The 23,647-nt window shown below is 61.1% G+C and carries 16 protein-coding genes; 10 read left to right on the top strand and 6 right to left on the bottom strand.

Annotated elements, in window-relative coordinates; translation table 11 throughout:
- Positions 1 to 313 precede the first annotated feature (313 nt).
- Together LCW13_RS12725 and LCW13_RS12720 are read left to right on the top strand one after the other, a co-directional pair.
- Positions 314 to 1,609, top strand: a complete 1,296-nt coding sequence (locus LCW13_RS12725; protein ID WP_225347083.1) for a diguanylate cyclase domain-containing protein — start codon at positions 314 to 316, stop codon at positions 1,607 to 1,609.
- Positions 1,610 to 1,923: 314 nt separating this feature from the next.
- The gene (locus LCW13_RS12720; RefSeq protein WP_225347082.1) at positions 1,924 to 3,825 is read left to right on the top strand and encodes a dihydroxyacetone kinase subunit DhaK; all 1,902 of its coding nucleotides are present in this window, start codon (positions 1,924 to 1,926) and stop codon (positions 3,823 to 3,825) included.
- A 165-nt stretch (positions 3,826 to 3,990) separates the two neighbouring features.
- Here LCW13_RS12720 and LCW13_RS12715 read toward each other — a convergent pair whose 3' ends face one another.
- Together LCW13_RS12715 and LCW13_RS12710 are read right to left on the bottom strand one after the other, a co-directional pair.
- Positions 3,991 to 4,875 (bottom strand): DMT family transporter, encoded by an 885-nt coding sequence (locus tag LCW13_RS12715; RefSeq protein WP_131432527.1) that lies wholly within the window; start codon positions 4,873 to 4,875, stop codon positions 3,991 to 3,993.
- Between the two features lie 121 nt (positions 4,876 to 4,996).
- A complete protein-coding gene (locus LCW13_RS12710; RefSeq protein ID WP_225347081.1) occupies positions 4,997 to 5,848 on the bottom strand; it encodes an IclR family transcriptional regulator in 852 nt (283 codons plus the stop codon).
- A gap of 253 nt (positions 5,849 to 6,101) precedes the next feature.
- Between LCW13_RS12710 and xsc the strand changes: the two genes are divergently transcribed.
- Positions 6,102 to 7,922 (top strand): sulfoacetaldehyde acetyltransferase, encoded by a 1,821-nt coding sequence (gene xsc, locus LCW13_RS12705; protein WP_225347080.1) that lies wholly within the window; start codon positions 6,102 to 6,104, stop codon positions 7,920 to 7,922.
- A gap of 164 nt (positions 7,923 to 8,086) precedes the next feature.
- Positions 8,087 to 9,100: a phosphate acetyltransferase gene (gene pta / locus LCW13_RS12700; RefSeq protein ID WP_225347079.1), complete on the top strand. Its 1,014-nt coding sequence runs from the start codon at positions 8,087 to 8,089 to the stop codon at positions 9,098 to 9,100.
- 134 nt (positions 9,101 to 9,234) lie between these two features.
- On the opposite strand, the gene LCW13_RS12695 is transcribed toward pta, so the two are convergent.
- The 3 genes from LCW13_RS12695 to LCW13_RS12685 form a co-directional block, all read right to left on the bottom strand.
- Complete coding sequence (locus LCW13_RS12695; protein ID WP_225347078.1) at positions 9,235 to 11,487, bottom strand: KAP family P-loop NTPase fold protein; 2,253 nt, start codon at positions 11,485 to 11,487, stop codon at positions 9,235 to 9,237.
- 189 nt (positions 11,488 to 11,676) lie between these two features.
- Positions 11,677 to 13,425, bottom strand: coding sequence for a cobaltochelatase CobT-related protein (locus tag LCW13_RS12690; RefSeq protein WP_225347077.1), 1,749 nt, complete (start codon positions 13,423 to 13,425; stop codon positions 11,677 to 11,679).
- Positions 13,422 to 14,519: an AAA family ATPase gene (locus LCW13_RS12685; protein WP_225347076.1), complete on the bottom strand. Its 1,098-nt coding sequence runs from the start codon at positions 14,517 to 14,519 to the stop codon at positions 13,422 to 13,424. Before LCW13_RS12685 ends, LCW13_RS12690 begins: the two co-directional genes overlap by 4 nt.
- Positions 14,520 to 14,690: 171 nt before the next feature.
- On the opposite strand from LCW13_RS12685, the gene thiO reads away from it, so the two are divergent.
- The 3 genes from thiO (at position 14,691) to LCW13_RS12670 (ending at position 18,016) form a co-directional block, all read left to right on the top strand.
- A complete protein-coding gene (thiO, locus tag LCW13_RS12680) occupies positions 14,691 to 15,830 on the top strand; it encodes a glycine oxidase ThiO (RefSeq protein WP_225347075.1) in 1,140 nt (379 codons plus the stop codon).
- Between the two features lie 220 nt (positions 15,831 to 16,050).
- The gene (locus LCW13_RS12675; protein WP_054555520.1) at positions 16,051 to 16,437 is read left to right on the top strand and encodes a nuclear transport factor 2 family protein; all 387 of its coding nucleotides are present in this window, start codon (positions 16,051 to 16,053) and stop codon (positions 16,435 to 16,437) included.
- A gap of 115 nt (positions 16,438 to 16,552) precedes the next feature.
- A complete protein-coding gene (locus LCW13_RS12670) occupies positions 16,553 to 18,016 on the top strand; it encodes an NAD(P)/FAD-dependent oxidoreductase (protein ID WP_225347074.1) in 1,464 nt (487 codons plus the stop codon).
- A 219-nt stretch (positions 18,017 to 18,235) separates the two neighbouring features.
- On the opposite strand, the gene pdxR is transcribed toward LCW13_RS12670, so the two are convergent.
- A complete protein-coding gene (pdxR, locus tag LCW13_RS12665; protein ID WP_225347073.1) occupies positions 18,236 to 19,855 on the bottom strand; it encodes a MocR-like pyridoxine biosynthesis transcription factor PdxR in 1,620 nt (539 codons plus the stop codon).
- Between the two features lie 487 nt (positions 19,856 to 20,342).
- On the opposite strand from pdxR, the gene LCW13_RS12660 reads away from it, so the two are divergent.
- The 3 genes from LCW13_RS12660 to LCW13_RS12650 all read left to right on the top strand — a co-directional run bounded on the left by LCW13_RS12660 (position 20,343) and on the right by LCW13_RS12650 (position 23,604).
- Positions 20,343 to 21,449: a TRAP transporter substrate-binding protein gene (locus tag LCW13_RS12660; protein ID WP_225347072.1), complete on the top strand. Its 1,107-nt coding sequence runs from the start codon at positions 20,343 to 20,345 to the stop codon at positions 21,447 to 21,449.
- A gap of 161 nt (positions 21,450 to 21,610) precedes the next feature.
- Entirely contained in the window at positions 21,611 to 22,264 is a 654-nt protein-coding gene (locus tag LCW13_RS12655; protein WP_225347071.1) for a TRAP transporter small permease, read from the top strand.
- Complete coding sequence (locus LCW13_RS12650; RefSeq protein ID WP_197738683.1) at positions 22,261 to 23,604, top strand: TRAP transporter large permease; 1,344 nt, start codon at positions 22,261 to 22,263, stop codon at positions 23,602 to 23,604. Before LCW13_RS12655 ends, LCW13_RS12650 begins: the two co-directional genes overlap by 4 nt.
- Positions 23,605 to 23,647 lie beyond the last annotated feature (43 nt).

Raw genomic sequence — 23,647 nt, 5'->3', positions numbered from 1 at the left:
GATTTAGACTTTCGTCGGGATTCTTTCGGCATTCGGGCTGTCACATCTGGACGTTATATCGATAGGTTCTGTTTTAGGTATCTAAGCTACAGTTAGTGCTTATTGACCTCGAGCGGGTGACAACCGCCCAGTCACCGGGCTGGGCAGCGAAGCGCCTAGGACGCCAGGCACGACAGGCGGAAGAACACCGCAACACAGAGCGACAAGACAGAACACAAGACCGTGAGCGATGCATCGGCAAGCGAGTGGGGAGTCCACCGTGGTGCCGATGGATAAACAGGATGCAGGACAAGGAGTCGACCGGGGGCCTGGCATGGCACGCAAGAGTCTGCGTGAACAATCACTGGAACAAGCACTCCAGCAGATGGAACGCGACAAGGCTCGCCTTGAACGCCGTCTAGCGGGGCTGGAAGAGAAACTGTCGACGACGCTCGACGGTACCGGCCTGCGCCTCTGGCAACTCGAAGTGCCCAGCGGCAAGCTCACCATCTTCAACTATCGCTGGGGGCGCATGCTGGGCTATCAGCCCGGCGAGCTGAACGCCCATTTCGATGTCTGGCGTGAGCACCTGCACCCGGAAGACCGCGACGAAGTGCTCGCCAACCTCAATGATCACCTTGAGGGGCGCACCGAGGTCTATCAGGTCGTGCATCGCATGCTGGCCCGCGACGGCAGCATCACCTGGGTCGCCGACCGCGGGCGGGTGGTCGAACGCGATGAGCACGGCAATGCCCTGCGCCTGCTGGGCACGCATACCGACATCAGTCATGAGAAGGACTACGAATCGCGCCTCAATGCGCTGGCCAGCACCGATGCCCTGACCGGGCTTGCCAATCGCCAGGCCATCAACAGCTGGCATCAGCGACCGCTGGCCGATGACAGTGCCTTGATCTTCATCGACCTCGACGGCTTCAAGCAGGTCAATGACCAGTTCGGCCATCGTGCCGGCGACGAAGTGCTGGTGTTGGTCGCGCATGGCCTGAACGATGAGCTGCATCGGCTGGGCATCCACCATCATCTCTCGGCGCGTTTCGGCGGCGACGAATTCCTCTTTCAGCTGCCCCGCATGTCACTGCCGCGTGTCGAACATATCGCCCGTCGCTGGCTGGAGCGCTTCGCGCATCCCCTCGAGATCAGCGGTGGCCTCGGCCGCATCGGCCTGAGCATCGGCATCTGCTTCGGGCGCGATGCCGACAATCGCTTCGGGCTGGCGCTGGAACGGGCCGATCAGGCGATGTACCGGGTCAAGCACCACGGCAAGCACGGCTTCAGGGTGCACACGCCGATGGAGTATTCTTCCTGCGAATACCAGGCCGGCGATTTCCAGGCCTCGAATCTGGAAGCCCCCGCCAGTCGCCTGCCTTCCTGGCTGCACCCACAGCCCGCGCCGGTATCAAAGCCCGCGCCGCTATCGCAGCAGGCGCCAGCGCCTAGGCCAGCCTCCCAGTCGCCGCCGAGGCAGCAGGCAGCCTCTGCCGGTACTGAGTCTGCCGATACCGAGTCTGCCGGTGCCGAGCGTGACGATACCGAGCCTGCCGATACCGAGCGTGACGATAGCGTGTCTGCTGATTCCGAGTCTGCCGAGGCCAGGGCCAAGGAGGAAAGGTGACTCGCATGACAAGCGAGCCCGCTTCCCGCTGGCTCCCGACATTCCAAGCCCCCCGCACGCGCAGGCGTCGGGGGGCTTTTGTCTTTCAGGCCGCTCGATCGACGGGCGTGGCACAACGCTGCAGCGCGAATGCCATCATTTTCTGATATGACTATTGCATCCGGCAAAGTCGCGAACGACGCTGGGGGGAACGGCAAGGCAGGATGAGTCGAGGCCCCCGATCGTCATGGAAGCGTCGTGGCACAAGACAGGCATGAACGGCGGCCTCAAGTGCCGCCTTTATCAGCAGGGCGAGTGTCCTCAAGGAGAGAAGGATGAGTAGCAGCGAGTCTGGCCGACAGTTCATCAATCAGCCACGCCAGGTCGTCGGCGAGGCGCTGGAAGGCTGCGCACGACTGCGCCACCCGGATGGCAGTGGCGTGCGGCTGTCAGACCCCGCCAGTGGCATGCGCCTGGTGGTACGCGATGACTGGGCGCGTGATCAGGTCGCGCTGATTTCCGGTGGCGGCTCGGGGCATGAACCCGCGCATGCAGGCTTCGTCGGCGCGGGCATGCTGACGGCCGCCGTGTGTGGTGAGCTGTTCGCCTCGCCGACGGTGGACGCCGTGCTGGCGGCGATCCGCGAAGTGACCGGTGAGGCCGGGGCCTTGCTGATCGTCAAGAACTACACCGGCGATCGCCTCAACTTCGGGCTGGCCGCCGAGCGGGCGCGCCAGGAAGGCTTCAAGGTCGAGATGGTCATCGTCGCCGACGACGTGGCGCTGCCCGACAACCCGCAGCCACGCGGGCTGGCCGGCACGCTGCTGGTGCACAAGGTCACCGGTGCGCTGGCGGCACGCGGGGCGGGCCTCAAGGAAATCACCGCCGTCGCACGGCGCGTCGCCGACAGTTGCTCGACCCTGGGCGTGGCCTTCAATGTCGGCCGCCATCCCGGCAAGCCGCGTGAGCAGCGCGCACCGGAACTGGGGTTGGGCATTCACGGCGAGCCGGGCGCCATGGCGCTCGAGCTTGGCAGCGACTCGGGCACCCACGGCGTGCATGCGGTCATGGATACCGTGGTCACGGCGCTGGTGCAGGGGCATTCGCGCAAGGATGTCGGCGGCGACCTGCCGGCCAGCGGCCATCTGCTGTTGATCAATGATCTGGGCGGTTGCTCGGCGCTGGAGCGCAGCCTGCTGCTGGAAGAAGCGCTGACCCATCCGTCGCTGCAGGCGCTGGGCATCCATGCCGTGGTCGGCCCGCAACCGCTGATGACCTCGCTGGACATGCACGGCTTCTCGCTGACGCTGCTGCCGCTGGATAGCCTGCTGGATGAGGCGCTCAGTGCCAGCTGCGCGCCGGTCGCCTGGCCGGGCGTACAGCCGGTGACGCCACTGGCGCACTTCACGCCGAGTCAGGACGCCGTCAGAACGGCCAGTGATGAGGCCTCGGATGCCAGACGTGCCCAGGCCAAGGCCGACTGCCAGGAGCGTGCCGCCCGTGGCGTGAAATCGCGTGCCGGTCTGCCGGGCGATCCGCAGGTCGAGCAACGGCTGCGCGCGGCACTGGAAATCCTGCTTGCCAGCGAGGCGGACCTTGACCGACTCGATGCCATCAGCGGTGACGGCGATACCGGCAGCACCTTCGCCAGCGGTGCGCGCGCGGTGATCGAGGCGCTGGAAGACTGTGAGCTGGCGTGTGGCGATTCCGGTGAGCTGATGACCACCATCGGCAAGCAGCTGGCCCACGGCATGGGCGGCTCCAGTGGTGTGCTGCTCTCGACGCTGTTCACCGCCGCCGCCACCCGCTGGAAGGAGCAGTCGGACGCACATGGCCAGGCGCCGCTGGGCCAGCGCTGGCACGACGCCCTGAGTCACGGCGTCGCCCGCATGCAGCACTACGGTGGCGCCTCACGCGGCGACCGCAGCCTGCTGGATGCGCTGTTGCCGGCGTTGGAGGCGCTGCAGGAATCGGTGCAGTCTGATCAGCAGGGTGATCAGTCAGCCTCGCCGGCCGAGAGCAGGCAGGAGATACGCGCCGGGCGGGTCGACTGGGCCGCGATGGCGCGCGCCGCCCGTCAGGGCGCGGATGCCACCGCCGAGATGGCCAAGGCGCGGGCCGGACGCTCCGCCTACGTGCCCTCCGCTCATCTGGTCGGCAACAGCGACCCGGGTGCGGAAGCCGTGGCGCGTGTCTTCGAAGCGCTGGCCGATGCCGCCGAGGAAGCGGCGGGTTGATTCATGCTTCGATTGACCGGCTGAGCTGGTTGACCCGAATGACTGGCGCCTGAGCGCTCAGCCCCACAAGGCAAAAGGCTCACAAACCCAAAGCTCTTGAACCAAAAGGCCCGCCCATGAACCTCGTGTTCAGGGGCGGGCCTTTTTGCATCATGCGGCAAGTGGTCAGGCGACTTTCTGACGTGTCGGCAGGCGAATCAGGCGGGTGGCGATGGCGGTGCCCAGCAGAGTGATGCCCATGCCGGTGAGGATGCGCGCATCGATCACCTCATCGAGCAGCATGTTGCCCCACAGCAGCGCGCTGACCGGCACCAGGAAGGTGACCGAAGTGGTGGCGGTGGCACCGGCACTGGCCAGCAGGCGGAAGAAGATCAGGAAGGCGAGGCTGGTGCTGAGTACCGCCAGCGCGATGGCGCTGCCCCAGGCTTCCAGGCTGACGCTGGTCGTCGGCCACATCCACAGGCCCGGAATCAGCAACAGCAGGGACGACATCAGTGAGCTGCCCGCGGCCAGTACCGGCGCCGGCAGGTGATTCAGGCGCTGGCGCGAGAAGTTGGAGGCGAAGCCGTAGCAGAAGGTCGCGCCGAGGGCGGCGAGGATGAACCAGCCGTCGCCGCCGAGCTGGAAATCGAGGCGATCACTCGACAGCACATAGACACCGCTGAAGGCCACGGCCAGGCCGAGATACTGCTGCTTCTGGATCGGCGTGGCGAACAGCGCCATGCCCAGCAAGGCGGTAAACAGCGGCGTGGTGGCATTGATCAGCGAGGTGAAGCCGGCCTCCAGCTGGGTGGTGGCCAGCGCCAGCAGGCAGAAGGGCAGCGCCTGACTGGTCAGCCCCAGCACCGCAAGCGGGCCCTTGTGCTCCCACAGCATCCTCAGGCGCCCCGCGCCCAGCAGCAGCGGGGCGAGTACCAGCGCGCCGATGCCCATGCGCAGCAGAATCAGCGTGGTCGGGCCGAATTCCGGCGCGGCCACGCGCATGAAGATGAAAGACATGCCCCACAGGGTGGACAGCAGGACAAGACGCAAGGCATCGCTGGCGGACATGGTGTTCTCGACGTGGCGTGTGAAAGGCAGTCCGCTAGGCTAGCCCCTCATGCGCGTCACGGGAAGCACGACCTTGTGCCAGTCGCTCTTCTTTCCCAGTCCCAGCTCCAGCCCGCTGGCCTCAGGCGGAGGGTATCGCACCGCGCTGGATGGCGGCGATATCGCGGGCGGCGCGCTCGAGTGCCGGCAGATGCTTGAGCATGTCCTCACGCGACTGGCGCATCACCGGCGCCTGGATCGCCACGCCGATGTTGGAGGGCCCATCGGGATTGGGTGCCAGTACCGCGATGCACACCAGACCGGGCAGGAATTCCTCATCATCCAGCGCGAAGCCCTGCTGGCGGACCTGCTCGATCTCGGCCTCGACGGACTCGATGTCAGTCAGGGTATTGCGCGTCATCGCGTTCAGCGGCGTGCCGGTCAGCAGGCGGCGGCGCTGGGCGGGCGGCATCTGGGCCAGAAACAGCTTGCCGCTGGCGGAGCAATGCACCGGCACCCGGGAACCGGGGTGCAGATAGAAGCGCAGCGGGGCCTGGGTCTCGACGCGGTCCAGATACAGCACCTCGCTGCCGGACAGCGCCGTGATGTTGCAGCTCTCGCCGACCTCTTCCATCAGCCGGTTGAGCACGCCGTGGCGGGCACCCTGCACGGTGTCGTTGAGCAGCAGGTTCTCCGCCAGACGGCGCAGCCGGCTGCCCTTGCTGTAATGGCGGTTGTCCGCCTCGCGCTGCAGCATGCCGCTGCCTTCCAGCTGCTGCAGCATGCGGTGCAGCGTCGGCTTGGGCAGGCCGGTCTCTTCCACCAGTCCCTGCAGGGTGAAGAACTGGTCCTTGGCGGCGATCACCTCCAGCAGCGCCAGCAGACGCTGGGCGGGCGTATCGCCTTCTATCTTGCTGCCTTCCTTGCCGGTGTCCCTGTCAGCGTCCTTGCGATCACGCGGCAGGCTCGTCTGGGGCTGGGTGGCACTGTTCATGGGCTATTCCCTCCTTCAATCCGTGCGCTGGGCAGTGTGGCGCCGAAACGCTCGGCCCGTCAGTGCCTTGCGTTGCTGTGCCTACTTTAACAGTACTCCATTCATCGGAAGAAGTTTCTAAAAAAGGAGTGTTTTTGATCATTTTCCGAAATCGGGCTTGACGGACCGCGCGGCGGGGGCTAATTTTGGTCACATGTTTCGGTAATCGGAACTAAATGTATCAATAAACATAAAATTTAGAGTTGGAGACGCCATGAGCACTCAAGACAGCGCAGACAATCGCAAGGTCGTGCAGGGCAAGCAGAAGATGACCCCTTCCGAGGCCTTCGTGGAAACCATGGTCGCCAATGGCGTCACCGACATGTTCGGCATCATGGGCTCCGCCTTCATGGATGCGATGGACATCTTCGCCCCGGCCGGCATTCGCCTCATTCCGGTGGTGCATGAGCAGGGCGCTGCCCACATGGCCGACGGCTATGCTCGCGTTTCCGGCCGTCACGGCATGGTCATCGGCCAGAACGGTCCGGGCATCTCCAACTGCGTCACCGGCATCGCGGCCGCTTACTGGGCGCACAGCCCGGTGGTCATCGTCACGCCGGAAGCCGGCACCACCGGCATTGGCCTGGGCGGCTTCCAGGAATGCAAGCAGCTGCCGATGTTCCAGGAATTCACCAAGTACCAGGGCCACGTGACCCACCCGTCGCGCATGGCGGAATACACCGGTCGCTGCTTCGACCGCGCCATGTCCGAGATGGGCCCGACCCAGCTCAACATTCCGCGTGACTACTTCTACGGCGAGATCGAATGCGAGATTCCGCTGCCGGCACGTGTCGACCGCGGCCCGGGTGGCAGCAAGAGCCTGGATGAGGCAGCCGAGCTGCTGGCCAGCGCCAAGTTCCCGGTCATCGTTTCCGGTGGCGGTGTGGTGATGGCCGATGGCGTCGAGGAGTGCAAGGCACTGGCAGAGCGTCTCGGCGCGCCGGTGGTCAACAGCTACCAGCACAACGATTCCTTCCCGGCCAGTCACCCGCTGTGGTGTGGTCCGCTCGGTTATCAGGGCTCCAAGGCGGGCATGAAGCTGATCTCCCAGGCCGATGTCGTCATCGCGCTGGGCACGCGCCTCGGGCCGTTCGGTACCCTGCCGCAGCACGGCATGGACTACTGGCCGAAGGACGCGAAGATCATCCAGATCGACGCCGACCACAAGATGCTGGGCCTGGTGAAGAAGATCTCCGTCGGCATCTGCGGCGATGCGCGTGAAGCGGCCATCGCCCTGACCGAGCGCCTGTCCGGTCGCAACCTGGAATGCGATGCCTCCAAGGATTCGCGTCTGACCCAGATTCGTGAAGAGAAGGCCGCCTGGGAAGCCGAGCTGGATGCCTGGACCCACGAGAAGGATGCCTTCAGCCTCGACGCCATCGACGAAGCCAAGGACGAGAAGCCGTTCTCCGGCGGCGAATACCTGCACCCGCGTCAGGTACTGCGCGAGCTGGAAAAGGCCATGCCGGAAGATGTCATGGTGTCCACCGACATCGGCAACATCAATTCCGTGGCCCACAGCTACCTGCGCTTCGATCGTCCGCGCAGCTTCTTCGCCCCGATGAGCTTCGGCAACTGCGGCTACGCGCTGCCGACCATCATGGGTGCCAAGACTGCCGCGCCGGAACGTCCGGCCATCGCCTACGCCGGTGACGGCGCCTGGGGCATGAGCCTGATGGAAATCATGACCGCCGTGCGTCACGACATTCCGGTCACGGCCGTCGTCTTCCACAACCGTCAGTGGGGCGCCGAGAAGAAGAACCAGGTCGAGTTCTACAACCGTCGCTTCGTCGCCGGTGAGCTGGACAACGAGAGCTTCGCCGAGATCGCGCGCTCCATGGGTGCCGAAGGGATCACCGTCGACCGTCTGGAAGACGTGGGCCCGGCCCTCAAGAAGGCCATCGACATGCAGATGAACGAAGGCAAGACCTGCGTCATCGAGGTGATGTGTACTCGCGAACTGGGCGACCCGTTCCGCCGCGACGCCCTCAAGAAGCCGGTGCGTCTGCTCGAGAAGTATCAGGATTACGTGTAACGCCCATCGCTGATCGCGCTGTGCAGGTCATGGATGGCAGCGCGATGAAGCGGGTGTAGCGCGACGCGCAAGCAGGACTGGAACTCTCCCTTGCCCCGGCCATTTCAGATGTCCGGGGCTTTTTGGATGTGTCGGCTGCCTGCTAGGGCAGCGAGGAGACAGACATGAAGGCACTCAACAACATTCTGGCGCGGGCCAAGGCAGACCCGCGCCGTATCGTGCTCTGCGAAGGGCAGGACATGCGGGTGGTGCAGGCGGCGGTGAGCGCGACGGAGCAGGGCCTGGCGCAGGTGATGGTAGTGGGTGACCCCATCGTCATCGCCGCTACCGCCAGAGAAGCCGGGCTTGAGGATCAGGCGCTGGCACGGCTCGAGCTGATCGACCCCGCCACCTCCGAGCACACCGCCAGGCTTGCCGAGGCGCTGCACGCGCATCGCGCGGCCAAGGGCATGACGGCGGAGCAGGCCGCCGAGAAGATTCGTGATCCGCTGACGTTCGCCAACATGATGGTGCGAGAAGGGCTGGCGGATGGCTCGGTGGCCGGTGCCGTGCTCACCACTGCCGATGTGGTGCGCACCGCCATTCAACTGCTGGGGCTGGCGCCGGGCAGCAAGCTGGTCTCCAGCTTCTTTTTGATGATGCTGTGCAAGCCGTTCCACAATCTGAAGGGCGGCATGATCTTCTCGGACTGCGGGCTGGTGATCGACCCCGACGCCGAGGAGCTGTCACAGATCGCGCTGGCCGCCGCCGACAGTGCCCAGGCTCTGCTCGGGGAAGACCCACGGGTGGCGATGCTGTCGTTCTCCACCAATGGCAGCGCGCACCACGCCTCGGTGGACAAGGTGGTGCAGGCCGCGCATCGGGTACGCGAGCAACGCCCGGATATCGCCATCGATGAAGACGTGCAGCTCGACGCCGCCATCGTGGCGGAAATCGCCGAGCGCAAGCTGCCCACCTCCCGCGTCAAAGGCACCTCCAACGTGCTGGTGTTCCCCAATCTGGAAGCCGGCAATATCGGCTACAAGCTCGCCGAGCGCATCGGCGGCGCAGAAGCCATCGGCCCACTGCTCCAGGGCCTCGCCAAACCCGCCAACGACCTCTCGCGCGGCTGCTCCACCGCCGACATCCTCAATGTCATTGCGGTCACTGTTGTTCAGGCACAGCAGCGCACCTCATGATATTGAGCCTTATTTATAGTTTGATTAATAATAACTTGGGTAGGCGAAGGCCTACCCGATTTAGCCTATAGTACAGATTTTTAACCTTAAACTTAATTTATATTATAGTGATTGTGAGGTTTTATTTTGTTGGTTTAATTTCTGTTTAGAGCCGTGCGAAATGCAGTTAATGTCTCCTTGTAATCGGGAACCAGATTTTCTTCGCTTAGTTCTTGAGTCTTTTCTTGTATGGTAGAAACATCGATAAATTCTTCTATATCTTCTAGTTTTATAATTGTGGTAGCTCTGGCGTTGTAATCACCCATAGATTGTGTGTATTTGCGATATTTGAATTTGTTTAATAGTCTTAAGCAGTCTTCAGTGCTCTTTGTATTATCTTTTAGCCATTTCTTGACTTCTTGTTCCTTCCCTAACTTTTTCCATGTATATAGTAATGAAATTAGATGGTTGTTCGATAGCAACTTGTCAGGTTCGTTCTTTGACATTTTATCAAATTTTTCTATTAATTCATCTTTAAGAGATTCGAGTTCTTCATCGGCTAAAACTTGGTCCGGATCACCTTTCTCTCGTCGGCTAACTTCTGCACTTAACATGTGGTCAATTATCGACAACCCGTCAGATTTTTTAAAGCAGGAAATTAGAAGACTACCTCTATCTTTATCATTCTCAATACGCCTCAGAAACCATACTACAAGCCTTACAGCGTGAGTATGTGCACTAATAAAGGTAAACCCTTTTGTTTCATGCTCGATTACATCGCCTATGTCAAGAATAGCTTTGATAAAAGATTCGCCATTCTCCAAGGGGATTTCATTTATGTAAGCTTCAAGTTGTGATAGGGCATTTTTTGAAACACCTTCCTCTTCAAGTAATAATATTGATCTAGAAAGTTCATCACTTCTGGAAGTTAATTGAATTAACTCCTTTAGGTCAGAATTTGATAGTTCACCGCGCGGTATAGAAAATTGAAAGTATTTGTCAAAAATAGAATGATGGCAAATTCGCATTTCTCTTAGCCAAGAATCTCCTACCTCTCTAGAGTAGTTCATCCCTCCTAGGGCCCATTCGACCGTCGGGAATAGCTGTTTTATGATTTGTTCAACCGCTTCCTTTTTATCAGTAGTAGATTTTTTTATGATGTTTTCTAACTGATGTTTGGTAAGCTTTATATCGCTTTCACTTTGACCTGCTCTCAATTTGGTCAATATCGCTTTAGAGCGTGCAATTTCTTTATAAACATCCGGCTCGAAAACTCTCAAGCATTCAATTGCCATTAAATCAACGGGGTTAACTTCAAATGCACTTTTGCCCTGTAACAAAGTGAAATGAAAAGATAGTGTAGATGTGTACCTGTACACATTTCGCAAGGTTTCAAAGTATTTGTTCATTGCGCCATTGAAAATATTGGCCCATCTTGTGGAGTCGAAAAGTTCTAAAGCTAATGTATTTGTTCCAATAGTCCTGTCTAATCTCTCAAACAGTAGGTCGTGTAGTCGAGTAGTTTCTATCTTTGGAATATCAAAAGGTACCTGTATTATTTTCTCTAAATAATCACGGCCCAGTTGCATTCCATCATTCATTTTGTTTTCGACTACATCGCGCTGAAATAGCAATAAAAATACTACGTTTGGAAATTCCGAATTAGCTTTTATGAGTTGGAATATCATTTTTAATTCGGACGAGTTTAATCTATCTAAATCATCTAGGACTATAATTAATGGGGACGCTTGGTTTTTTAAAAGTTCTGTAAGTTCGTTTCTTATTTCGTTAAGATTTTGCTCTTTTGCTTTTGCGCTATCTAATATATTGGTGCTTATCCGACTTAAAAGTAAATTTCCCCATTTTAGCGTTGCGGCGATAACGCCTATTGTTATTAGTAAGCTTGTGGTTATGTTTCTTATCCAGTCCTCATTTGCAATACTGCCTCCAATACCTAGTATTGTTGCAGCTATAAATAGAAATGGCAGTATAGCGGAAAGGCCAGTTGCAACTACTTCGCCTGTTTCTAAGTAATGCCCATATTTTCTAAGAGTTTTTGCCAGTTTCTTACCAGTTTCACTTTTGTCTTCTCTATTTATTGTTTTAGAAATTTCTTGGAAAAAAGAATCAGTGATTCTCTCCTGTGCAGCCCACTCCCAGGGTGAAAACTGTATGACATTAGGCTTATTTTCATGGAGCATGTTCAGCTTAGATAGAGCCATGTTTTTTATAGAAGATTTTCCGGACCCCCAATCTCCATGTAAGGCTACCACCAAGCTGTCTTCACCATTCCAGCTAGCTATCGCATTCGCTAAGTCGGAGGCAAAACTAGTGCGGCCTAACTTGTCATCATCTAATTTTTTAATTGGCCTATCAGAAGCGAACTCGTATACATCACGTACTGTCATTTTAACTTCCTTTAGACAATCTAATAATGAGTGCGAGTGTTAATCATACAGTTGATCCTAATCGGGAATAAAAGTTATTCGTTATGATTTTTTTGTTATAAGCTGGTGTTGTTTGGTGGCAGTGAAGAAGGTCTAGTGCTTTTAGTTCTTAGTAAGGGTGATACTAATTATCAGACAAAGATCTCTCACTCACATCCCCTGATGCCGGCACGCGAGCGCCATGTGATACACGATTTCATCGGCGAGGGCGTTGTCGAGGGTGCGTTCGAGGTCGATGATCAGCTGGTTGGGATAGTAGGCGCTGAGGTCCAGCCCGACGCCGAGGCCGAGGATGGCCTGGTGGCCGGAGCGGGTCTGTTGCGCGACGACCTGCTTGAGGTGGCTGTCGAGGTACTGTTCGTCATTGGCGGTGTTGGTGGCGCTGTCACAGGGGCTGCCATCGGAGATGACGACCAGCAGGCGGCGCGCGCCTTCGTCGCCAGGAGTGTTATCGGCGAGTCGTGAGCAGGCCCATTGCACGGCTTCGCCATCCACGCCTTCGCGGTAGAGATCGGCCTTGAGCAGGGCGCCGAAGTTGCGGCGCGCACGGCGCCACGCCAGTGAGGCGGGCTTGAAGATCAGATACTGCACTTCATTCAGGCGGCCCGGTCGCGCGGGCTTGCCGGCGCGTCGCCAGTCCTTCAGGGCGCGGCCGCCATTCCAGGCGCCAGTGGTGAAGCCAAGCACCTCGGTGGGCACGCCGGCCATGTCGAGCGCGCGGGTGAGTATCTCGATCAACATCGCCACCGCCTCGCCATGCACCTTCATCGAACCGGAGCAGTCGATCAGGAAACTGACCTGCGCACTGGCCTCGGGCACCCAGCGCTCGCGCTGGAAGACCCGCCGCTCGGCCGGCGAGGAAATCACCTGACTCAGCCGCCGCCCATCGATGATTCCTTCCTCCTCCCCGAAGTGCCAGCCCTCACGCTGCGGCGAGCTGAAATGACGCGCCAGCTGACGTGCCAGGCGCCGCACGTTGATCTTCTGCTCCGCCAGACGCGTATCCAACGCCTGACGATACTCGTCGAGCAGGGCCGCGCGCATGCGCCTGGCCGGTTCCAGCTCGCGGTCATAGGCTGTGGTGAACACCTGATAGGGCAGCAATTCCTCCGGCGCGCCACGCCGATGGCTCGGAAGCTGCGATGCCGCCTGCTCCTCGAGCAGACTCGCTTCCTCATCCTCGTTTTCCAGAAACAGCGCGAAGCGCTGACTGGCCTCTGACTCGTCATCCTCCTCGCCGTCCTGCTCCTCCAGTGACTCGGCCAGTTCCTGATCCAGCCACAGACTGATGTTCAGCGCATGCTGCTGATAGGCCGCCTGATCGAAACGCGTGCGTCTCAGCCCCGCCATGTCAGCGCCCAGCGCCTGATAGAAGGAGGCGCGCGTCGTCTCGATGTAATCCTCCGTCTCGTGGATCACCGCACAGGCCATCAGGCGCGACCAGCACGACTGGATGACGCTGTAGATGAGGATGCCGCTGCTCGTCTCGGTCAGGCCCGCGTGATAGAAGGCCAGGCACCAGTCGGTGAAGCGCCGCGCCAGATTCTCCTTCACGCCGGGCATGTCAGGGTCGGCCAGCGCCTCGACACGCAGCTGCTCCAACAGGTCATAGATCAGGCGGGTTTCCGGCAGCGCCGGACGCGCCGCCAGATGCAGTGCCTCGTCGGTGTGGACCAGGCGCAGCGCGATGGCATCGCTGACCGCGCGATAGTTGTCGAGCGTGCAATCATCTTCCTCAAGGCGCAGATGCGGCGTGCGCAATGGCAGCGCCTGAGCATGCCGACTCAGGCGCCGCCCCCGATAGGCCCAGCCGGCCTGACCGCTGAGTGCCCCGAGACTCGCAGCCGAGAGCTCCTCGAGATACTGCTGACGACGGCGTACCTGCTGGGCCGCACTCATGCCCGGGCTCCGTTGTCGCTGTCCTGTTCATCCATCAGGTCGCTCTCCATCAGCGCCGCGGATTCCTCAAGCTCCTTGGCGAAACAACGCTGATAGAACTCGGCGACCAGCGGGCGCTCATGCTCATCGCACTTGTTGAGGTAGGAGAGACGGAAGGCCAGCGCCGGATTGCGGAAGATCTCGCAGTTCTCCGCCCAGGTGATCACGGTACGCGGCGACATCAGGCTCGACAGGTCGCCATTGGCGAAGCCCTTGCGGGTGAGGTCGGCCACCGCGACCATCGCGCGAATCAGGGCGCGGCCACGCTCGTTGTCCTTGGCGGGCACACGCGCCAGCACGATCTTCACCTCTTCCTCACGCGGCAGGTAATCCAGCTTGGCGACGATGTTCCAGCGGTCGATCTGCGCATGGTTGAGCAGCTGGGTGCCGTGATAGAGCCCATCCTGATTGCCAAGCCCGACGGTATTGGCGGTGGCGAACAGCCGGAACTGCGGATGCGGGCGAATCACGCGGTTCTGATCCAGCAGCGTGAAGTGGCCGTCGCGCTCCAGGATGCGCTGGATGACGAACATCACGTCCGGGCGGCCGGCATCGTACTCATCGAAGATCAGCGCGATGGGGCGGGTCAGCGACCAGGGCACGATGCCTTCCTGGAACTCGGTGACCTGCACGCCGTCGCGAATCACGATGGCGTCCTTGCCGACCAGATCCAGCCGGCTGACATGGCCATCGAGATTGACGCGCAGGCACGGCCAGTTGAGGCGCGCGGCGATCTGCTCGATATGGGTCGATTTGCCGGTGCCGTGCAGGCCCTGAACCATCACGCGGCGGTTGTTGGTGAAGCCGGCGAGGATGGCGAGGGTGACATCGGGATTGAAGCGATAGGCGTGATCGATTTCCGGCACGTGGGCGTCGCGCTCCACGAATACCGGCACCTTGAGATCACTGTCGATGCCGAACAGCTCGCGCACGCCGCGCAGCTCAGTGGGCTGCAACTGACCGGCGGGCAGCGGCTGCTCGGCAGAGGCGGCGGGGCCTGCATCGCTGGCAGGGCTTGTGTCGCTGCTGGAAGGCGTCAAGGTGGCGTCGCTCACGGGGTGTCTCCCTCGTCATTCTTGTTGGTGGCTGCCCGGTGGACCTGTCGCGGGGGGACAGGCAAAACGGGCGGCGGCAATGCTGTGAATATAGCTTTGTTTCTAAAAATAATGCAAATCGTATCGAAATATGAGATTTGTGATTATTCATTCCCCGCAGGAGCAAGGCAGATGAGCGATACCCTGATCATTGGTGGCGGCGTGATGGGCATGATGATGGCGTGGCAGCTGGCCGAGGCGGGCCAGACGGTCACGCTGCTGGAGCGCGGCCAGTGCGGACGCGAGGCATCGTGGGCCGGTGGCGGCATCGTCTCGCCGCTGTATCCGTGGCGCTATTCGAGCGCCATCTCATCACTGTCACGCTGGTCAGAAGGCGAATACCCCAGGCTTGCCGAGGCGCTCAAGGACGCCACCGGCATCGACCCCGAATACCGCCAGAAGGGCCTGATCTATCTGCGGGTCGAGGATGAGGCGCTGGCGCTGGACTGGGCGCGCACCCAGCACAAGCCGCTGGAGGTGATCGAGCGTGAGGCGCTCTACGCGCGCGAGCCGCATCTGGCCAGTGGCCATCAGCAGGCGCTGTGGATGCCGACGCTCGGCAGCATCCGCAATCCGCGACTCGGTCAGGCGCTGCATGCGCGTCTGCTGGCGCATCCGCGTATCCGGGTGCGTGAAGACTGTGAGGTCACGCAGCTGGTGCTTGCCACGCCATCGCGAGTCACGGGCGTCCGGCTTGTTGATGAGACCCTCAGCGCGGATAACGTCGTGGTGTGTGGCGGCGCCTGGAGTGGCAGGCTGCTCGCCGCCGCCGGTGTGCTGCTGCCGGTGCGCCCGGTGAAGGGTCAGATGATGGTATTCAATCCGGTGGCGGCGGGGCTCTGCAGTGTGGATGCGCCGCTGCTGTCGCGGGTGGTGCTGTGCGATGGCCGCTACGTGATTCCGCGCGCCGATGGGCGGATTCTGATCGGTTCGACCCTGGAGCATCAGGACTTTGACAAGTCCACCACCGCGCAGGCGCGCGAGTCGCTGCATGCCAGCGCCGCGAGTATTCTGCCGGCGCTGGGTGAGCTGGCGCCGGAGCATCACTGGGCCGGCCTGCGTCCGGGCACGCCGGATGGCACGCCCTTCATCGGCGCGGTGCCGGGGCTTGATGGCCTCTACGTGAATGCCGGCCACTACCGCAATGGCCTGGTGCTGGCACCCGCCGCCACGCGCCTGCTCAGTGACATCCTGCTCGGGCGCGAGAGCTTCATGTCAGCGGAGGCCTTCACGCCACCGGGCGTGGCAGCGCCTGAGGCCCTTGCAGTTTGAGTCGTCCCAAGGCGGCGCAATGGGACCAGTTGGCACCAGGGCAGCCCCGCTGGTGCCAACTGGCCCAATCGGTGGCAGCCAACTGGTGCTAAAGGGCGGTGCAAGTGTCGGCGTAGTCTCGGGTCATGGCGCAGCGCTTGCTGCCGCTCCTTAATCTCAGCAACAAGCTCAGCCAAAAGCTCAACAACAAGCCCAACAACAAGACTGCGGAGCCCGACCCATGACTCACCAAGCCACCATCGAACTGCTGACCGCCTTCTGCGACGCCCTCAACCGTCACGACATCGACGACTGCCTGTCGATGATGACCGATGACTGCGAATTCCTCGCCATCGCCGGGCCGGAACTCGAAGGCAAGACCTTCGCCGGTCAGGACGCCGTGCGTGCGGGCCTCTCCGCCGCCTGGCAGAACGCGCCGGATGCCCAGTGGATCGACGCGGAAATCTTCGCCGATGGCGAGCGTGGCTTCGTCATCAGCACCTACACCGGCACCACCGCCGATGGCGCGCGCAGCGAAGCGCGCATGATCGACGCCTTCACGCTGCGTGACGGCAAGATCGCGATCAAGAATGCCTTCCGCAAGAACCGTCCGCCCGTCAACGTCTGAGCGCCAGCGGCGCAACGATCAGGGAAGAGGTTTCTGAAGCTGTCTTTGCCCCGGGGCAGCACGTCATGGCGTCAGGTCATGGCGTGCGCCCCGTGGGTGAGAGGAGGTGTTCGAGATGGAAACTATCGTGCAGCACGGCGCCCGGCCGTCGGACATGGGCAACGAATCAGAGCAGCGCCCGGCCACTCAGGCCTCGCGGCCGTATGACCCGGCCTACGACCCGCTGGTGAGTGCCACCCCCGGCGAAGGGCGCGACTACGCGCCGACCTACTGGGTCGCCACCGCCGGTGAGCCGCCGGCAGACGATGGCCCGGTGATGGGTGATATCGACGCCGATGTGGTGATCGTCGGCTCCGGCTTCACGGGCCTGACCGCCGCCATCGTGCTGGCCGAGAAGTACGGCATCAAGGCCACCGTGCTGGAGGCCAATCGGGTCAGCTGGGGCTGCTCGACCCGCAATGGCGGGCAGGCGCAGTGCGCCACCGGTCGCCTCAAGCGCTCGCAGTGGATCGAGCGATATGGTCTCGAGGCCGCCCACGGCCTGCACCGCGAGTGCGTCGAGGGCATGGAGAATTTCAAGGAGCTGATCAAGGACATCGACTGCGATCCGCAGCCGGGCGGCCACCTGTATATCGCCCACCGCGAGCGCATGATGCCGGGGCTGGAGAAGGAAGCACGCCTGTTGCGCGAGACCTTCAATTACGATGCCCGCATCATCGATGGCGCCACGGTGCGCAATGAGTGGGTCGGTGATGAAGAGGCCTGCGGTGCGATGCACGAGCCGGAAGGTATCGGCGTGCACCCGGGCAAGTTGGCCTTCGGCTATCTGCGCAAGGCGCGCCGCCTGGGCGTCAAGGTGCACCCGGCAAGCCCGGTGGAGAGCTGGGAGACCCGCGATGGCGTTCACTATCTGACGACGCCGGGTGGCGTGGTCAAGGCGCGCTCGGTGGGCATGGCCACTGGCGGCTACACCTCCGGCAAGCTGCATCCGGAGCTCGACAAGCGCCTGATGCCGGTGCTCTCCAACTCGCTGGTGACGCGCCCGCTGACGGCGCAGGAAATCGAGGCGACCCGCTTCCATACCCATCAGGTGCTCACCGACACCCGCGTGCTGCGCCACTACTATCGCCTGCTGCCGGACAACCGCCTGCAGATCGGTAGTCGCAGTGCCGTCTCGGGGCGTGACGCGCCCAAGGCGCAGTACGAGCAGCTGCTGATCGCCGACATGCACCGCAAGTTCCCCGCGCTGAGCGGCATCGAGGTCGATTACTCCTGGTGGGGCTGGGTGGATGTCAGCCATGACATGATGCCGCGCATCCATCAGCCGGACCCCAAGCAGAGCATCTATTACGCCATGGGCTATGGCGGCAACGGAGTGATGTATTCCGCCCAGGCGGGCAAGCGCCTCGCTCAATGGATCGCCAAGGACGCGGCGGATCTCGTGCTGCCGATCTTCCAGTCACGCCTGCCGTATCCCAATGTGCTCAACAAGGTCGAATCCCCGCTGTTTGCGCCGTTCCGCCGCACCGGCCAGCGTTGCCTGTATCGCTGGTACGCGATGAAGGATGAAGCGCAGTAGGGTGTGACTCGCCACTGATACCACGATGACCCGGATGCTCCCGCATTGATCGTTTTAATGATCAGTGCGGGAGCATTTTTGTTATCCAGAAGATAATCATTGCGGGTTATCGTTGCTTGGGAGGGGCATGGTTTGCCTCAGCCATGGCCGATACGACGGCTCGCCTTTTTTCTCCTTGCCTTTCATCTCCTCGCCTCTCATCTCCTCGCAAGGGTCAGGCTAGCTGGCGCGCTGCCGACGTGATGCGCCGTGGGGAGTGGGCAGGGCGGGCTGAGGGGGTAACGGCTGTGCTTGTGTTTCCGGTGCGTCCGTCTTCGTTGCGTCCGTCTCCGGTGCTTCTTCCCCTGTGCCCGCAACTGACGGTGCCTCGTCCATCGCCAGCGGCACCAGCGCGGCCAGTTTGAGGATGCCGGCCTCGATGCGCGCTTCCGGAATCGCCGAGAAGCCAAGCCGGAAGTAGTGGCGGTGGCTGCTGCGATCACAGAAGAAGTGCAAGTCACCGACCTCGATCAGGATGCTCTGCTCGCGGGCGAGGGCGGCCAGGCGGTGGGCATTCAGATTCTTCGGGCCGTGCATCCAGAAGCAGGACCCGCCGTAGGTGGCCGGCGTGCTCATCATCGGCAGATGGCGCTGGATGGCGTCACGCATCAGCAGGAAGCGCCGCTGCATCACCTGGTGCATCTGATTGATCAGGCTGTCGTGATAGCCGCGCGCGATGAAGAGTCCCACCGCACGCTGATTGTTGGTCGGCGGATGGCGCAGCATCAGGCGGCGCAGGGCGCGGGCCTCTCGAATCAGGGTCGGGTGCGCGACCATGTAGCCCAGGCGCAGACCGGGGGCGAGGGTCTTGGAGAGGCTGCCGACATAGATGACACGCTTGTGGCGGTCGAGGCTCTTGAGCGCGGGCGTCGGGTTGTCGGCGTAGTTGCTCTCGCTCTCGTAGTCGTCCTCGATGATCAGGAAGTTGCCGGTCTCGGCCATGTCCAGCAGCTGGCGGCGACGCTCCAGCGGCAGGGTGATGGTCGTCGGCGACTGGTGGCTGGGCGTGACATACACCAGGCGGCAGTCCTTGAGCGATTCCAGCGGCTGCATGCCCTTGTCGTCGATGGGCAGCAGCTGGATGTCATCGGTGAAGGTGCTGGCGATGTTGTACATGTCGACGTAGCCGGGGTTCTCCATCGCGAAGCGCTGGCCCTGCTTGAGCAGCAGCATGCAGCTGATCCACAGCGCCTGCTGGGTGCCCACCGTGATCAGGATTTCCTCCGGGCTTGCCCAGACGCCGCGACGCGGCAGCAACCGCTGGTGGATCTGCTCGATCAGCAGCGGGTCGTCATTGTTGAGATGGTCCACCGACCAGCTGCGAATCGACGGCACGCTCATCGAGTCGCGGCTGCATTCGCGCCAGTGCTGGGTGGGGAAGAATTCCGGGTCCAGCTGGCCATATAAAAAGGGGTAGTCGTACTGGTGCCAGTCGCCGGGCTTCTCGATGGCGCGCTGCTCAGAGGGCTTGAAGGCCAGCCGCTCATCCCAGTCGAGGCTGTCGGCCTCGATATCATTGAGGCGCACCGGCGTATCGGCGCGACCCTTGAGAATCTCGGGATTGATGAAGTAACCGCTGCGCTCGCGGGCGATAAGAAAGCCGTCTTCCAGCAGCTGCTCATAGGCCAGCATCACGGTATTGCGCGCGACATTCAGCTCGCGGGCCAGCTTGCGACTGGAGGGCAGCGCGACATCACGTGGCAGATGGCCTTCGAGAATCGCCTGGGAAATCTGCTCGCGAATCTGGAATTGCAGGCTTTCCTTGCGCGAGGAATCGAGGTGAAACAGCGGATGGCTCATGCGTGTTCTCTATTGTTTTCGCGAGCGTGTCGTCACGAGGACTTTCCAGCGGAAGTGCCCGTTTTATATGCATTTTCTGTACCTGATTGCCCTGCGGTGCGCCGTCAGTGAGTGGCGCGTGGGACACTGCCTGCCCTGAGGCGGCAGCCACCGGTATGGCTTCATTGAGGCAGACCCCCGTCGGGAGAGCAATAGCCAGCCGGGACTGGCCCCATCGATGCCGACGGACTGGTTCTATCGAGGAATGGCGCACGGGGAGAAAGTGATCTGGCAGGTACAACGAAAGCACAGTTCAAGCACGACGCGACTTCACACTCCCTTTCCTGGGGCTGTAGATGAGCAGGTGATGGCAATCGTGAATGACACGAGGCGCTGCAAGATAGTGGTGCAGACGCGAAGTCATTGGCGATATGAGGTGCAGTACCCCGCTCGCTATCACGCGCAGCCGTCAGGAGCCCGCAACAACAATAACGACGGGACAGACAAGATGATCGACTCGACACAGACCCTTTCAGACCTCCGCTTGCTGACTCGCACTGGCGTATCTCGCACTGGCGTATCTCGCACCAGCGTATCTCGCGCCAGCGCCTTCAAGTCCACGCTGGCCATCGCGGTGACTGCCGCGAGTCTGGGCATGGCCGCTGGCGCCAATGCCGCGACCTGGAAGATGGCCCTCGGCGATGCCGCCGGCGGCACCCAGTATGAACTGGGCAAGACCTTCGCAAGCCTGGTGGAAGAGAAATCCGGCGGCGACATCAAGGTGGACCTGTTCCCCAACGGCCAGCTGGGCAGCGAGCAGGATACCGTCAACAACGCCAGCATGGGGCTCGTTGACCTGTCCGTGGTGGCGATCAACAACCTGACGCCATTCTCGCCGACCGTCGGCGTGCTGACCCTGCCGTATGTCATCCACGGCCCGGACGATGCCAAGGCGCTGACGCAAGGCAAGATCGGCGATGAGCTGCGCGAGAACACCCTGCGCGATTCCGGTATCCGCATTCTGGGCTGGGCCTATTCCGGCTGTCGTCGTCTGACCAATTCCAAGCAGGCGGTGGCATCACCGGCAGACCTAGAAGGCATGGTCATTCGCGTGCCCAAGAACGAGATCATGATCTCCTCCTACCAGTCCTGGGGCGTCAACCCCAACCCGCTGGCGTGGTCCGAGACCTTCACCGCCCTGCAACAGGGTGTCGTCGATGGCCAGGACAATCCCTACATCACCATCGATGCCATGAAGTTCTATGAGGTGCAGAACCACGTCACCGACAGCTGTTACGTGTTCTCGATGGAACCGCTGATCATGGGCGAAGGCACCTTCCAGAGCCTCAGCGAAGAGAACCAGCAACTGGTGCTGGCGGCCGGTGAAGAGGCGACGTCGCACAGCTATGACTACCTGCTGGCCACCGAGGATTCCATCAAGAAATCACTGGTGGAAGAGCACGGCATGACCATCACCCAGCCCGCCAATGACGAGCAGGAATGGATCGCCAAGGCCTCCAGCATCTGGCCGGACTTCTACGCTAGCATCGGCGGCCGCGACAAGCTGGTCGAAGTGCTCGAGACCCTCGGACGTGATCCGTCCACGGCGCCCTGAAGACCTCCTGAACGGCTGAGGCTTTCAAGGCCCGCCCGGATTCCCCTGCCTGCCGGCAGCTGTCATGAGCATGCCAAGAGCATGTCGTCGACATGTGATCGCTGGCAGGGGAGACGTGGCGTCAAGTGGTCATCGCTGGCGATGTCGGGGGATGTGTATCCATGCGGGTATTGTTGAAGTTTCTGGATAATATCGAGAACTATCTCTGCCAGTTCCTGCTGGTGGTGTTCGTCATCATTCTCTTCACGCAGATCATGCTGCGTAACCTTTTCAGCTACTCGATTCCCTGGGGAGACGAGTTGGCGACCTATGCCTTCGTGTGGTTTGCCTATCTAGGCGCCGTCTACGCCACACGCATGTCGGCGCATAACCGCGTGACCTTCCAGTTTCGATTCCTGCCGCGTTGGGTGGAAACCCTCTGCGGTGTGCTGACCGATATCATCTGGATCGCCTTCAATGCGGTGTTCATCTATTACAGCTACGACTTCGTGTTCAACAAGATGAATCTGTTCTGGAAGTCACAGACGCTGGGTGTGCCGATGAAGTACTTCTATCTGATTCTGCCGCTGGCCTTTACCGCCATGACGGTGCGCATCATCCAGACCAATTATCTCAAGTTCGTGCGCAAGGAAGACATCGTGGACCCGGATTCCCAGGCAATGGAGGAATTGAAGCAGGGCGGTGACGGCCAGGCCACTGATCTACAGGCCCGCGAAGCACAGGCCAGTGATGGACAGGCCAGTGATGGACAGGCCAGTGATGGACAGGCCAGTGATGGACAGGCCAGTGAAAGACAGGAGGGCGGCAAGTCATGATCGATTCCACCATCATCTACATCCTGTTTGGCGTCTTCTTCCTGCTGCTGGTGCTGGGTGCACCGATCACCGTCTCGCTGGGTGTCGCGGCGCTGGCGACCTATCTGAGCATCGATGAAAACCCGATGGCGTTCGTGCAGATCGCCTTTACCTCGGTGGGTTCCTTCCCGCTGATGGCTTTGCCGGCCTTCATTCTGGCCGGGGCGCTGATGGAGGCCGCCGGCATCTCGCGACGGCTGGTCGATATCGCCGAGGCCTTCGCCGGGCCGGTGACGGGCGGACTCGCCGCCGCCACGGTATTTGCCTGCATGTTCTTCGGCGCGATTTCCGGCTCAGGACCGGCCACCACGGCGGCGGTCGGCATGCTGATGATTCCGGCGATGGCCAAGCGCGGCTATGACCGTGGCTATGCCTCGGCGATCACGGCCTCTTCCGGCGGGCTGGGGGTGGTGATTCCGCCATCGATCCCGATGGTGATCTTCGGGATTTCCGGCATGGGCCTGCAGCCGCCGCCTGAAGCGGTGGCCATGCACGGTGACTTCCAGACACTGTCGATCCCGAAACTGTTCATCGCCGGCGTCATGCCCGGCGTGGTGATCGCCGGCTTCCTGCTGATGATCAACTACGTGATCTCGAAGAAACGCGGCTATCGCGGGCTGACCAACAGCTGGTCGTGGCCCCATATTCGCGCCACCTTGAAGAAGGGCGTCTGGTCGATGCTGGCGCCCTTCATCATCCTGGGCGGCATCTACAGCGGCCTCTTCACGCCGACCGAATCCGCCATCGTCGCCATCGTCTATACCCTGATCGTCGGCATCTTCCTGCACAAGGAACTCAAGTGGAAGCCGACGCTGCGTACCCTGGAGACCACCACCTGGATCACCGGTCGCGTGCTGCTGATCCTGTTCACGGCGACGGTCTTCGGGCGGCTGCTGGTCGAGCAACGCGTGCCGGCCCATATCGCCGAAGGCATGCTGGCGATGACCGACAACCTCTACCTCATCTGGGCGATGATCATCTTCTTCCTGCTGTTCGTCGGCATGTTCATGGAGACGCTGGCCGCGATCATGATTCTCACCCCGGTGCTGCTGCCGATCATGTACATGCTGGGGATGGACCCGGTGCACGTCGGCATCGTGGTGGTCTGTGCGTTGGCCATCGGCTTCCAGACGCCGCCATTGGGGGAGAACCTTTTCGTGGCCTCGGGGATAGGCGGCGCCTCCATCGAGGAGATTTCCCTGAAGGCATTGCCGTTCGCGGCGGGTTCGGTGGCGGCCATCTTCCTGATCGCCTATGTGCCTGAAATCTCTCTGTGGCTACCCAGGGTGATGGGGTACTGAAGCGCCATCTGAACGCTAGCCCTGCAATGAACGAGGAGAAGGA

It is taken from the genome of Cobetia amphilecti, from assembly GCF_020217465.1.
Taxonomy (GTDB): domain Bacteria; phylum Pseudomonadota; class Gammaproteobacteria; order Pseudomonadales; family Halomonadaceae; genus Cobetia; species Cobetia amphilecti.
This window is presented reverse-complemented; position numbering and strand designations above follow the sequence as displayed.